Source organism: Roseovarius sp. MMSF_3298 (assembly GCF_030733705.1).
GTDB lineage: Bacteria > Pseudomonadota > Alphaproteobacteria > Rhodobacterales > Rhodobacteraceae > Roseovarius > Roseovarius confluentis.
This window is the reverse complement of record NZ_JASHIN010000014.1, coordinates 57141-69743: the sequence shown is the minus strand read 5'-3', so window position 1 is coordinate 69743 and position 12603 is coordinate 57141. Positions and strand designations below refer to the sequence as shown.

The window sequence follows — 12603 nt, the reverse complement described above, 5'->3', positions numbered from 1 at the left end:
TTTATTAATTAAAAACAATACCATACAAGATCTCAAACCCCTGACAACACAACGCTTGAGAGCAGGGTCACGCCAATCCTCACGGATCTGTGCATCCGCGTGTTCGGCCAGTAACGAGGCGCGGAGCCCCCCTGTGCCGGCACCCCGAATGCCGCCATCTTGTTTGACAGACGACGCGGACAGCCCGCGCCGCCAACACCGAAACGAACACACACCGTCAACATAATTGACGAACATCATATGAAAGGAACATATCATGCGTATCATCAGTACAGTCGCGGTTCTCGCCGCTCTCGCCACCCCCGCCGCCGCCCTTCAGGTCGTCAACGTCCTGGGCCAGCACAGCGCACCGCTCAACAACAGCGTCCTGTCCAACGGCGCCCCCTATTTCGACGAAGAAAAGGACAACCAACTGGGCTTCGGCTTCGGCGCACCTTTCCAGGATGAAGAGAAAGACAACCAGTTGGGCCTCGCCGCAAACTTCGGCGCGCCCTTCGTCAATCAGGAGAAAGATGACCAACGCGGCTACGGCGCTGACGCGTCATCCGCCGGTCAACTTGTAGCCAGCAACAAATACGGCGCGCCCTTCGTCAATCAGGACAAGGACGACCAACGCGGCTACGGCGACGATACGGCATCCGATGTCCAATTGATCGCCAGCAAGTACGGCGCACCGTTCGTGAACCAGGAAAAAGATGATCAGCGCGGCTACGGCGCAGACACCGCCACCTTCGAGGTCGCCAGCAACTACGGCGCGCCCTTCATGAACGACGAGAAGGACAATCAGCTCGGCTACGGCTTCGGCGCACCCTTCCAAGACGAAGAGAAGGACAACCAGCTGGGCTAAGTTCGGCTCTGCCTGACACCGGAAAACGGGTCGCCCTCACCGGCGGCCCGTTTTGCGATCAGCACGAGACGCTCAGGCGTCGCTTTTGTAGCGGTCTTCCAGTTCCTTGGCATAACCCGCCACGCGCAGGCTGAACCGCTTGTTCAGGTTGCCCTTTGCCAGCTTCATCGACTGCACCAAAAGTTTTGCCGCCAGCGTCTTGGGTGCCATGTCGATCACCAAGCTGATCCGCGTCCGCGACCGCGACAGCGCCACAAGGTCCAGCACCATCTTGCCGCCCATGTTGGGAGAGCGCGACGCAATGACCAGGCCATTGGGCCGGTCCAGCTCGGTCAACTCCAGCTGCATCTCGCGCCGCTTGCCCCGCAGGCTAAAGGCCGCGTCCCATTTCATTCCCGGCCGGGTCTCATTCAGGTCGTCGACGCGCTGCACCTCCGCACCCCGCCGCAACGCCGACCGCTCGATCGCCGCGAAATCGGTCACCTGCTCGAACACGAACTCGATCGGGGCTTCTACGTCTTCATGGGCCACGAATTTCATGTCTGCGCCTCTTCTTTTTGTCCCGTCCGGTCTTTCGCGCCGGGCGAGGTCTTGGAATGCCTATCGGTTACCGGCGTTATAGCGTATCCGCCAACCAGTTGCGCAGCAAAAATTGCGCAATTGCACCTTTTCGCGCCGGGCTGAGGACGGGATGCGTCCCGGAAAAGGCCTGCATCATCTCCTCGCGGCTGACCCACATCGCCTGCTCGATCTCGACCGGGTCGATGGTGATCTCGCGGCTCAGCGCCACGCCGCGGCAACCGAACATCAGCGACGCCGGAAAGGCCCAGGGCTGGCTGGCCAGGTAGTCGACCGCGCCCACCTTCACGCCGGCTTCTTCCCAGACCTCCCGGCGCACCGCCGCCTCGATCGTCTCGCCCGGCTCCACGAACCCCGCCAGAAGCGAGAACATGCCCTCCGGCCAATGTGGCGAGCGGCCCATCAGCACGCTGTTGCCATGGGTGATCAGCATGATCACGACTGGATCGGTCCTTGGGAAATGCTGTGCGCCGCAGGACGGGCAGGCGCGTTGCCATCCGGCCTGGGTCATCTCGCTCTGCGCCCCGCACCGCGCGCAGAAACGGTGGCTGACATGCCAGTGCAGCACCGCCTTCGCTGTGGCGGCCAGTTCGGCATCGCGTGGGCTCAGCCGGGTCATGACGCGGCGCAACTCCGCAAAGACCTGCGTGTCATCCAGCAGCGGATGCCGCTGCTCGGACGTATCGACAAAGCTGTTCATCTGGGCCGGGTCCACGTCCTCGGGCATCCAGCCCACCAGTTCCCGCGCCTCGATCAGGCGCCCATCGTCCTGCAGGCCCAGCAGCACGGCCTCGGGGGCCGTCTGCGCCAGCACCGGATGGTCGGCGGGCAACCGCGCCAGACGGTCCAGTCCCGGCGCCTCGACCAACGGCTTGCCCTGCCACAGCAGCACCACCTCGCGCGGCGTCTGCGCGATCTCTTTCGGTCGCCGCCGCAGCTCGGCAGCACGGTCCAACCCCGAACCGCCGAATGTCACAGTCTCGGCATGGCGCATCTGCATCTCCTTTTGCCGCAGACCTGCCACAGCCCCCCGCCAACGGCAAGCCGCGCCCCGAAGCCGCAATCCCACGCACGCCCACGCCCCAATCTAAGCGCGATCCTAAATAAGTGACCTCAACCGAAAGGAGATTGCCGCCACCCACCCCCTGTGCCAGTCTTGGATCCGTCCGGGTAAACTCCTTGATTAGTGAAATTCGACTTTAAACATGAATAACACCGCGCCTGACCACACTTGGCCGCACGCGCCCGCATCCGCGGATCGTCCCATCCCGGACAATCATATCTGGCTGCGGGTGCTGGAAACCACTGATGTCCACGCCCATCTTGCGCCCTACGACTATCACCGCGATGCCGAAGTGCAGGGCCACGGGCTGGCCCGCACTGCCACGCTGATCGCCCGCGCCCGCGCCGAGGCCGCCAACAGCCTGCTGTTCGACAATGGCGACTTCCTGCAAGGCTCCGCGCTCAGCGATATCGGCACCGGCCCGGACAGCGGCTGGTCCGGCCCGCACCCCGTAATCGCCGCGATGAACACTCTGGGCTACGACGCTGTCGGACTTGGCAATCACGAGTTCAATTTCGGCCTCGACTGGCTGGACCGCGCCCTGTCCGAGGCCACCTTCCCCGTGCTCTGCGCCAACGTCCTGCACGCCGGACCCGCTGCAACGCCCTTGCATCCGCCCTCCGTCATCCTGCCGACGGTCCTGCGCGACAACCGCGGCAAGGAGCACACGCTGCACATCGGCGTGCTTGGCCTGCTGCCGCCGCAGATCACCACATGGGACCATCAGCACCTTGCGGGCCGCGTCACCACACGCGGCATCGTCGAGACCGCGGTGACCGAAGTACCCCACCTGCGCGAGGCCGGCGCCGACATCGTCATCGTTCTGGCCCATACAGGGATCGGCCCCGCCGCGTCCGCGCCCGACAGCGCCGACCCGGCCCTTGAGCACGCGGCCCTCGCATTGGCCACGGTGCCGGGGACCGACGCGCTTCTGACCGGGCACAGTCATCAGGTCTTTCCCGAAACCACGGCGCCCGGTCCTCCCGCGCCGGGCGTCGATCACCACGCCGGCACCCTCGCCGGGGTTCCGGCCGTCATGGCTGGCTTTCGCGGTTCACACCTGGGCGTGCTGGATCTCTGCCTTGCGCAGGATGCGGCGACCGCGGCATGGTCCGTGCAGGATTTCCACTGTCGCGCACAACCCGTGGCTCCAGCAGACGGCACCGCCCCTGCCGCCGCCGACACGGATCTTTCCGCCGTCACGCGCCCGGCCCACCTGGCGACACTGCAGGTCACCTCCCAAACCGTCGGCCACACGGCGCATCCCATCCACAGCTATTTCGCACGGGTCCGACCCTGCAACGCGCTCCACCCGGTACTCGACGCCAAGGCAGCCGCGCTTTCCGCCGCGCTCGGCGACACCGAGGACACGGACCTGCCGGTCCTGGCCGCGACACCCTGTTACAAATCCGGCGGCCATGGCGGGCCCGGCGATTTCATCGACATCCCCGCCGGTCCGCTGACCCTGGGGCACATGGCCGAGCTCTACCCGTTTCCCAACACCCTGATCGGGCTGCGGCTGACCGGGGCGCAGATCGCCGACTGGCTGGAGCGCGCCGCGTCCTGCTTTCATCAGATCCTGCCAGGCCATGGCACCACGCCGCAACCACTCTGGAACCCCGCCTTCGCAAGTCATGCGTTCGACACGATCTCGGGCCTCAGCTATCGCATCGACCTGTCGCAACCGCCACGCTATGACCCGCAAGGGCAACTGATCGACTCCGGCGCACGGCGCATCCGCGACCTTTCGCGCAACGGCACGCCCCTGTCGCACGATGCTCTCTTTTGCGTGGCCACCAATAATTTCCGCGCCTATGGTGGGGGCCCCTATCCACGTGCCACAGCCCAGGCCGTGGTGCATCAAAGTGCACGCACCGTCCGTGACCACCTCACCGCGTTCCTGCGCGACACCGGCACCGACAGCACCTTGCCCGTCGCCGGCGGCTGGCATCTCGACGGCCCGCGAGATGCGACCGTTCTGCTGGAAACCGGCCCCGGCGCGCGCAATCACCCAGAAGACCTCGCGACCCTGGGCGCGCGCGATCTTGGTGTGGACGCGACAGGCTTCCTGCGCCTCGCCATTCCCCTTGTCAGACTGGCAGACCTTGCGAATCCCCCCCAGAAAGCTTAGGTATCCGGTCGAGAGGTTGGCGCGGGCAGGCGCCTCGCCAACCCGGTCAGGTCCGGAAGGAAGCAGCCGTAACGAGCCCCGCTTGGGTCGTTGTCCAGCCTCTCACCCAAGTAAACCGGGCGCAGTCCGATTTACGTCGGCCGAAAGGGGATGCACCGCATCCCCGAGAGGCTTCCACAGAACAATCCAAGAAACCCACATCACTCGATGCCAACAGAATTTTTCAAAAATTCTGTTCCAATTTTTTTCACAAAAAATTTCCCCCCGCTTCAGCCCGCGCGCGCCCACTTCAACTGCGCATCGGTTTCCACCGCGCAGGGCCGCACCGCGCGCAACCGCTCCAATGCCTCGTCCGCGTCCTCGCCGGCCTCGACCATCAGGCGCAGCGCCGCCATACCGGAGCGCCCGCAGCCTCCGAAACAGTGGATCAACACGCGCCCCCCGCCCTGCAGTGCGGCCAGCGCAGTCTTGCTGGCGATGTGCCACTCCTCGATCCGCTCCGGCGCAGGCACGCCCATATCCTCGACAGGCAGGTGGATCCACCTCGTGCCCTTGTCCTGGATCTCGGCCCCCATATCCGTCAGGCCGTGGCTGACCTGTTCCGACACGGTGGTCATCGAAAGAACCAGCGCAGGCTTCCAATCGGCGAGATGCTGCAAATCGTCGTCCCAATGCCCGCCTCTGCCCGGCATCGGGGCGATGCCAAGAATGCCCTCGGCCACCGGCAACGCGTATATGACGAACTGCGACATGCCGCCCGGCCCTCAGAGACGATCCGCTGCGAACGTGTCGCAGGACCGCACGTCGCCGCTCTCGTAACCTGTGGCGAACCAGCGCGACCGCTGCTCGGACGTGCCATGCGTGAAGGTATGCGGCTGCGGCACCCGACCCGCGCGTTTCTGCAGGTGGTCGTCCCCGATCCGCCGCGCCGCGTTCAGTGCCTCCTCGATGTCGCCCGGCTCCAGCAACCCTTCGACCGACCGCGCCCAGACTCCCGACAGGCAATCGGCCTGCAATTCCAGGCGCACCGTCAGCCGGTTGGCCTCCACCTGGCTGGCCTGCTGCCGGGCGCGGTTCACCTCCGGCAGGATGCCCAACTGGTTCTGCACGTGATGCGCCACCTCGTGGGCGATCACGTAGGCCGCCGCAAAATCCCCCTTCGCCCCCAGCTCGCGCGACAGCGTGCCGAAGAACTCGGTATCCAGATACGCCTTGCGATCCGCCGGGCAGTAAAACGGCCCCGTCGCCCCCGACGCCCCGCCACAGGGGCTTTGTGTCACACCCGCGTACAACACGAGCACCGGCGGCACATAGCTCTCGCCCAGCTGCTGCTCGAACACCTGGTCCCAGACCTCTTCGGTGGTGGCCAGCACGCGCGACGTGAACTCCGCCGCCGCCTCGTCCTCGGCGCTGATCTCGCGCGGGGTGCTCTGCTGTCCGCCCGCGCCTTCCAACAGCGGCGTCACGTCGATTCCGGCGAAATACCCGATTGCCAGCACGATCAGCAGACCGACTCCGCCAAGCTGCAACCCACCCCCGCCGGACCGGCGCCGATCCTCGATATTCCGGCTGCGCCGAAACCCTTTCAACCGCATGATGTCCCCCCAAGGACGATGAACCGCAACCAACATAGCCCGGTTTTCGTTCTTTCGGATATACTGAATATGAACGAAAATTTCGCAAGGAGCCGGGAATGCCACAGGACGACGCCGACCACGGCGAGCAGGACAAGAAAACCAGGTGGGCCGAGAATCGCACCGACTGGGCGTCGGACCGCACGATCCTTGCCAACGAGCGCACCTTCAACAGCTGGATGGGCACGGGGCTGGGTGCGGTCGGCGTCGCCATTGGCCTCAAGGCCGTGTTCGGCGCGTTCGAGCCCACCTGGGCCGCCAAGGCCGTGGCATCGGCCTTTCTCGTCATCGCCATCGTCGTGTTCTGGGCCGCCCGTAACCAGGCCCGCAAGACCATCAGCAGCATGGAAACCTACGATGCCGCGCCCATGCCCACGAAAAACTTCACCCTGCTGGCAAGCCTGATGACGCTGGCCACCCTCGCCACCGGCGCCATCCTCTGGAGCCTGTGATCCCCGCACCCCCTGCTGGACCCCGGCGCGTGTCGCCTCTACTCTGCCCGCAAATTCGAATCCCAAAAGGCGTGGCATGAGCGACACCCAAGACAGCGGCTATCAGGTGCTGGCCCGGAAATACCGCCCCGAGACCTTTGCCGATCTCGTCGGGCAGGACGCGATGGTGCGCACGCTCAAGAACGCGTTCGAGGCCGACCGCATCGCGCAGGCCTTCATCATGACCGGCATCCGCGGCACGGGGAAGACGACCACCGCCCGGATCATCGCAAAGGGCATGAACTGCATCGGCCCGGATGGCGAGGGCGGCCCCACCACCGACCCGTGCGGCGAGTGCGAGCATTGCAAGGCAATCATGGAAGGCCGGCATGTCGACGTGCTGGAAATGGACGCGGCCTCGAATACCGGCGTCGGCAACATCCGCGAAATCATCGAAAGCGTGCACTACCGCGCGGCCTCGGCCCGCTACAAGGTCTACATCATCGACGAGGTTCACATGCTCTCCACGGGCGCGTTCAACGCGCTTCTGAAGACGCTCGAGGAACCCCCCGCGCACGTGAAGTTCATCTTCGCCACCACCGAGATCCGCAAGGTCCCGGTGACGGTCCTGTCGCGCTGCCAGCGCTTCGACCTGCGCCGGATCGAACCCGAGGTGATGCTCGACCTCCTGCGCCGCATCGCCGGCAACGAGAACGCACAAATCGCCGAGGACGCGCTCGCGCTCATCACCCGCGCCGCCGAAGGCTCGGCGCGGGACGCCACCTCGCTGCTCGATCAGGCCATCTCCCACGGCGCGGGCGAGACCACCGCCGAACAGGTCCGCGCCATGCTGGGCCTCGCCGACCGGGGCCGCGTCATGGACCTCTTCGATCTTGTGATGAAGGGCGACGCGGCCGGCGCCCTGACCGAGCTTTCGTCGCAATATGCCGAAGGCGCCGACCCGATGGCGGTGTTGCGCGACCTGGCCGAAGTCACCCACTGGGTCAGCGTGGTCAAGATCACGCCCGAGGCCGCAGAGGACCCCACCATCGGCCCCGATGAGCGCACCCGCGGCGGCCAGATGGCCGAGGCCCTGCCGATGCGCGTGCTCACCCGCATGTGGCAGATGCTTCTGAAGGCGCTGGAGGAGGTCGCCGCCGCGCCCAACTCCATGATGGCGGCTGAGATGGCGATCATCCGCCTGACCCACGTCGCGGACCTGCCCTCGCCCGAGGACCTCGTGCGCCGGCTGCGTGACAATCCTCCCTCCGGGCCGCCCAACGGCCCCGCGCCCACACCGCCAAGCGGCGGCAACGGCGGCGAAACCCATGGCGCCCCCGCGTCCCAGTCCGGCGGATATGCCCCGACGCAAACCACCGGTGGCGGCAACGGTGGCGGCGTCACTGCGCTGGCGACGCAGGCCGAGGCCTCCCTCGCGCATTACCCCACCTTCGACCACGTGGTCGAACTCATCCGCGCCCATCGCGACGTCAAGCTGCTGGTCGAGGTCGAGACCTCGCTGCGCCTCGCCGCCTACCAACCGGGCCGCATCGAATTCGTCCCCACGGAAAACGCCCCCCGCGATCTCGCGGCCCGTCTCGGCACCCGCCTGCAGACCTGGACCGGCAACCGCTGGGGCGTCACGGTCGTGAACGAAGGCGGGGGCGAGACCATCGCCGAGGTGCGCGACGCCGCCCGCAACGCGCTCGAGGCCGAGGCCCGCGAACACCCGCTGGTCCAAGCCGTCTTCGCCGCCTTCCCCGAGGCCCGCATCGACGATATCCGCACGCCCGAGGACATCGCCGCCGAGGCCCAGGCCGACGCGCTACCCGAAGTGGACGACGAATGGGACCCCTTCGAAGAGGATTGATCCTCTCCGCGCCCCTGATCCTGCCCGCCACTGCCCGCGCGCAGGAGGTCTGCGCCAAGGTCCGCCCCGACTGGGACGGCGCGCCCGTCCCGGCATGGGAAGAGGCGATCCTGCTCTTCGGCTCACCCGCCGCGCTGGCCCTGCTCCTTGCCTCCGCCCTCGTTCTGCGCTTTCGCAGCGCATGGGGCGCGCTGGCGGTCTTTGTCGGCTGGAGCCTCCTCGTCTCGGCCTTCACGATCTACGACCCCACCGGCGGCCAGCGCATCGCCGCAGCGCAGGAAGGCTGCATCGGATCCCCGGCACTCTTCGTCGCCATCGTCATGGCCATCGGCGTGGGCCTGTTGCTCTACACCGGCAAACCACGCGACGAGGACGCGAAGGGCTGACACCGCGCTGGCCGCGATCCGGCCCTCAAAATGCCCGATTCACGGGGTATGGCGGGGAAAAGGACCTTGTCATGAAAGTCGGATTCAACAGACTCTACCAAGAGCACCCGCAGATGCGCCGCGGCCACCGCTGCACCGGATCGGGACAGGCGCCCTGTCAGGTTTGCTTTGGCCACGGTACCACGCATCGGCGGCTCGACCGCGTCGGGAAACCCATTCATGATCGCTGCGACGGCTGCTTCGGACGCAAGACCACCCGCTGCGGGCTGTGCAATGGCGAAGGCTACATCGCGTAGGGTGGGTGAAAACCCACGCGCTCGCGCAAACCCATGGACAGGCCCCGCCCCGCCGTCCTAACCTGCGACCATGACCGATACTCCTGAACGCCGCTGGCACGACATGGGCGGACACTCCGCCGGCCCCATCCCGATGGAAAGCCACGACTTCGCCCTTTGGGAAAAACGCGTCGACGCCCTCATGGTGCTCTGCGGCGCCAAGGGTCTCTTCACCGTCGACGGCCTCAGGCGCGCGCTCGAGGACATGGGCGAGGACGCGTTCGAGAAATACTCCTATTACGACCGCTGGATCGCCGCGACGAACCAGAACCTGGTCGAGGCGGGCGTTTACACGCTCGAGGAACTGGGCCAGCGCATGGAAGAAATCGCCAAACGCGGCCCAACCTATGGCGAGGCGCAGGAATGACGTCCGCAGGCACCAAGGTCCGCGTGAAGACGATGACCCCGCCGGGCCACATCCGCGCGCCCTTTTACCTGCGCGGCAAGACCGGAGAGATCGAGCGCATCCTCGGGCGCTTCAAGAACCCAGAGCAACTCGCCTACGGCCTGCCCGCAGCCGAAAAGACCCTCTACCGCGTCCGCTTTTCCATGGCCGAACTCTGGGGCGACGCCGCGGAAAACCCCACCGATACCTTGGATGCCGAAATCTACGACCATTGGCTGGAAGAGGCCTGACATGCCGCACGACCACCACGACCATGATCATCTCTCGCCTTCCGGCCACCCCTACCGGCAGGACAACGACGCCCCCCTCACCTATTTCCAGCGCATGGAAATCGCCGTACGCGAACTCCTGATCGAAAAGGGCCACCTCACACCGGCAGAGATCGCCACCCAGATCGACGCCATGGATGCCCGCTCCCCGGCCAACGGTGCCGCCGTGGTGGCCCGCGCCTGGACCGATCCGGAGTTCAAGGCGCGGCTCATGGACAATGCCGGCGATGCCACGCGCGAAATGGGCTTCGACATCGGGCCGCTGCACCTCGTGGCGGTCGAGAACACTGCCGACACCCACAACATGATCGTCTGCACGCTCTGTTCGTGCTACCCGCGCAACCTGCTGGGCCTGCCGCCCGACTGGTACAAGACCCGCGCCTACCGCTCCCGCGCGGTCCGCGAACCCCGCGCGGTGCTGCGCGAATTCGGCGTGGAGCTGCCCCAGACGACGCAAATCCGCGTCCACGACAGCACCGCCGACATGCGCTACATCGTGCTGCCCGCCCGGCCCGAAGGCACTGATGGCATGGACGCCGCCGCGCTGGCCAGACTGGTCACCCGCGACTCCATGATCGGCACCGGCCTGGCCCTCGTGCCCGAAAACACTTGAGGCAGCCCCGCCCCCGGCGTATCCCCTGCCCATGAGCAGCGAGCCCGAAAAAATCCCCCTCGGCGAACGCCTGACCGGCGCGGTCCTCGTGGCCCCCATCCGCATGGCCGGCCTTCTGCCCTACCGCTGGCGTGTGCCCTTCGCGGCGTGGCTGACCACGCGCATCCTGGCGCCGCTCGCGGGCTATCGCAATCGCGTGCGCGAAAACCTCGCCCTCGTTCGCCCCGACCTGTCGCGATCCGAAATCGAGACACTGGCCCGCCGCGTGCCCGACAACGCCGGGCGCAACATGATGGAGCTCTACTCGCCCGAGTTCCCCGACCACGCCCGCAAGTCGCCCGTCGTCGGCCCCGGCCTGCCCGATATCCGTGCCGCCCGCGACGCCGGCCGCCCGGTCATCTTCGTCACCGGCCATTTCGGCAGCTTCAATGCCGCGCGCATGGCGATGATGGAACAGGGTTTCAACATGGGCGTGTTCTACCGGCCCATGGCCAACCGGCCCTTCAATACGCATTACGTCCGCGCCATGGCCGCCCTCAGTGAACCGATGTTCGAACAGGGGCGCAAAGGCATGATGCAAATGGTCAAGCACCTGCGCTCGGGCGGCGTGCTGGCGATCCTGAACGACCTCAACGCCCATGACGGCGTGCCGCTCGACTTCTTCGGCAAGCCCGCACTGACGTCCCTCGCCACCGCCGAAATGGCGCTGAAATTCGACGCCCTGCTGGTCCCGGTCTGGGGACTGCGCGATCCTGACGGCCTCCACTTCACCATCCACACTGAGACGCCCATCGCACATTCCGACCCGGTTACCATGACCCGCGAATTCAATACCCGGCTGGAAGCGGCCGTGCGCGACAACATGGAACAATGGTTCTGGATTCACCGGCGCTGGAAAGATGGCACCGGCCCTATGGCCGAGCGCGGCGCCGACTACCTGCGCGAACTGGAAGAGAAAGCCTGATCCAAAGGTGCGGCTGCGCCGCACTCTATTATTCGTCGAGGGGCCAGCCCCTCGAGCACCCCGGAGTATTGACCGAACAGTGAAGCCGATCACTGTTTCACTGTTCCGAAATACTCCCGCCGGAGGCATGAAACTCTTTTCGCGCTCAGGTCCACTTCGCGAGCGGCGGCAGGCTCATCAGCACCGCATCGGCATCATGCCCCGTGGCCAACCCGAACTTGGTGCCCCGGTCGTAGACAAGGTTGTATTCGGCATAAAGCCCGCGATGCACCAGCTGCGCCTCCTTGTCGGCGTCGCTCCAGTCCTGTGCGCGGCGCTTTTCCACCAGCGGCACGTAGGCTTTCAGGAAGGCCCGGCCGATATCCTGTGTCAGGGCGAAATCCGCCTCCCAGTCGCCGGTGTTGCGGTCATCCATGAAAATACCGCCCACGCCCCGCGCCCGGTGGCGGTGCGGGATATAGAAATACTCGTCCGCCCAGGCCTTCAGCGCCGGGTAGATATCTTCCCCGTGGGGATCCAGATGCGCCTTCTGCTGGTCGTGGAAATGCGTGGTGTCGTCGTCATACTCGATGCAAGGATTCAGGTCCGATCCGCCCCCGAACCACCACGCATGGGGCGTCCAGAACATCCGCGTGTTCATGTGCACCGCCGGCACATGCGGGTTCTGCATATGCGCCACCAGGCTGATTCCGCTCGCCCAGAAGCTGGGGTCGTCTTGCATCCCCGGCACGCCCCGCGCCGCCATCGCCTTCTGCGCCTGCTCTCCCAGCTGGCCGAACACTTCCGAGACGTTCACGCCCACCTTCTCGAACACGCGCCCGCCGCGCATCACGCTCATCAGCCCGCCGCCCGCGTCCGAACCGTCGTCGCTGGTGCGTTTGGTCGGCTTGACCTCGAACCGCCCCGGTTCCGCGTCCGACAGCGGGCCGTTTACTTGGCTGTCCTCCAGCGCCTCGAACGCCGCGACGATCTCGTCGCGCAGCTGGTGAAACCACGTTGCTGCGCGGCTTTTCTGTTCGTTCATGTCTGTCATCGTACTTCCTTCAGCGGGCCCGCCCATCCGGGCGGACGAGCG

15 protein-coding genes and 1 other RNA gene are annotated in these 12603 nt (G+C 66.0%); 11 read left to right on the top strand and 5 right to left on the bottom strand.

Features of this window, described 5'->3' with window-relative positions; genetic code table 11:
• The first annotated feature begins 256 nt into the window (after positions 1–256).
• Positions 257–847, top strand: a complete 591-nt coding sequence (locus tag RBB18_RS13700; RefSeq protein WP_103763138.1) for a hypothetical protein — start codon at positions 257–259, stop codon at positions 845–847.
• A 72-nt stretch (positions 848–919) separates the two neighbouring features.
• On the opposite strand, the gene RBB18_RS13695 is transcribed toward RBB18_RS13700, so the two are convergent.
• The gene (locus RBB18_RS13695; RefSeq protein WP_306111535.1) at positions 920–1387 is read right to left on the bottom strand and encodes an SRPBCC family protein; all 468 of its coding nucleotides are present in this window, start codon (positions 1385–1387) and stop codon (positions 920–922) included.
• A gap of 76 nt (positions 1388–1463) precedes the next feature.
• Positions 1464–2420 carry an NAD(+) diphosphatase gene (gene nudC / locus RBB18_RS13690; RefSeq protein WP_306111536.1) on the bottom strand — a complete coding sequence of 319 codons (957 nt, stop codon included), beginning with the start codon at positions 2418–2420 and terminating at the stop codon, positions 1464–1466.
• A 211-nt stretch (positions 2421–2631) separates the two neighbouring features.
• Here nudC and RBB18_RS13685 point away from each other — a divergent pair, with 211 nt between their 5' ends.
• Together RBB18_RS13685 and ffs are read left to right on the top strand one after the other, a co-directional pair.
• Positions 2632–4620 carry a bifunctional 2',3'-cyclic-nucleotide 2'-phosphodiesterase/3'-nucleotidase gene (locus RBB18_RS13685; protein ID WP_306111537.1) on the top strand — a complete coding sequence of 663 codons (1989 nt, stop codon included), beginning with the start codon at positions 2632–2634 and terminating at the stop codon, positions 4618–4620.
• Between the two features lie 9 nt (positions 4621–4629).
• An RNA gene (gene ffs / locus RBB18_RS13680) (signal recognition particle sRNA small type) lies at positions 4630–4728 on the top strand.
• A gap of 161 nt (positions 4729–4889) precedes the next feature.
• On the opposite strand, the gene RBB18_RS13675 is transcribed toward ffs, so the two are convergent.
• The gene (locus RBB18_RS13675; protein WP_103763120.1) at positions 4890–5372 is read right to left on the bottom strand and encodes a protein-tyrosine phosphatase family protein; all 483 of its coding nucleotides are present in this window, start codon (positions 5370–5372) and stop codon (positions 4890–4892) included.
• Positions 5373–5384: 12 nt separating this feature from the next.
• Entirely contained in the window at positions 5385–6215 is an 831-nt protein-coding gene (locus RBB18_RS13670) for a neutral zinc metallopeptidase (RefSeq protein ID WP_306111538.1), read from the bottom strand.
• Positions 6216–6313: 98 nt separating this feature from the next.
• Here RBB18_RS13670 and RBB18_RS13665 point away from each other — a divergent pair, with 98 nt between their 5' ends.
• The 8 genes from RBB18_RS13665 to RBB18_RS13630 all read left to right on the top strand — a co-directional run bounded on the left by RBB18_RS13665 (position 6314) and on the right by RBB18_RS13630 (position 11528).
• The gene (locus RBB18_RS13665) at positions 6314–6706 is read left to right on the top strand and encodes a YidH family protein (RefSeq protein ID WP_103763118.1); all 393 of its coding nucleotides are present in this window, start codon (positions 6314–6316) and stop codon (positions 6704–6706) included.
• 76 nt (positions 6707–6782) lie between these two features.
• The gene (locus tag RBB18_RS13660) at positions 6783–8555 is read left to right on the top strand and encodes a DNA polymerase III subunit gamma/tau (protein WP_371931655.1); all 1773 of its coding nucleotides are present in this window, start codon (positions 6783–6785) and stop codon (positions 8553–8555) included.
• Complete coding sequence (locus tag RBB18_RS13655) at positions 8531–8941, top strand: hypothetical protein (RefSeq protein WP_146050015.1); 411 nt, start codon at positions 8531–8533, stop codon at positions 8939–8941. Before RBB18_RS13660 ends, RBB18_RS13655 begins: the two co-directional genes overlap by 25 nt.
• A gap of 71 nt (positions 8942–9012) precedes the next feature.
• A complete protein-coding gene (locus RBB18_RS13650) occupies positions 9013–9237 on the top strand; it encodes a hypothetical protein (RefSeq protein WP_306111539.1) in 225 nt (74 codons plus the stop codon).
• Positions 9238–9307: 70 nt separating this feature from the next.
• Entirely contained in the window at positions 9308–9643 is a 336-nt protein-coding gene (locus tag RBB18_RS13645; protein WP_306111540.1) for an SH3-like domain-containing protein, read from the top strand.
• On the top strand, positions 9640–9912 hold the full coding sequence (locus RBB18_RS13640; protein WP_103763114.1) for an SH3-like domain-containing protein: 273 nt from the start codon (positions 9640–9642) through the stop codon (positions 9910–9912). Before RBB18_RS13645 ends, RBB18_RS13640 begins: the two co-directional genes overlap by 4 nt.
• A 1-nt stretch (position 9913) precedes the next feature.
• Positions 9914–10564 (top strand): nitrile hydratase subunit alpha, encoded by a 651-nt coding sequence (nthA, locus tag RBB18_RS13635; RefSeq protein ID WP_103763113.1) that lies wholly within the window; start codon positions 9914–9916, stop codon positions 10562–10564.
• 31 nt (positions 10565–10595) lie between these two features.
• Entirely contained in the window at positions 10596–11528 is a 933-nt protein-coding gene (locus RBB18_RS13630) for a lysophospholipid acyltransferase family protein (RefSeq protein WP_103763112.1), read from the top strand.
• A 145-nt stretch (positions 11529–11673) separates the two neighbouring features.
• Here the strand turns inward: RBB18_RS13630 and hemF are convergent, their stop codons facing one another.
• On the bottom strand, positions 11674–12561 hold the full coding sequence (gene hemF, locus RBB18_RS13625) for an oxygen-dependent coproporphyrinogen oxidase (RefSeq protein WP_103763430.1): 888 nt from the start codon (positions 12559–12561) through the stop codon (positions 11674–11676).
• Positions 12562–12603 lie beyond the last annotated feature (42 nt).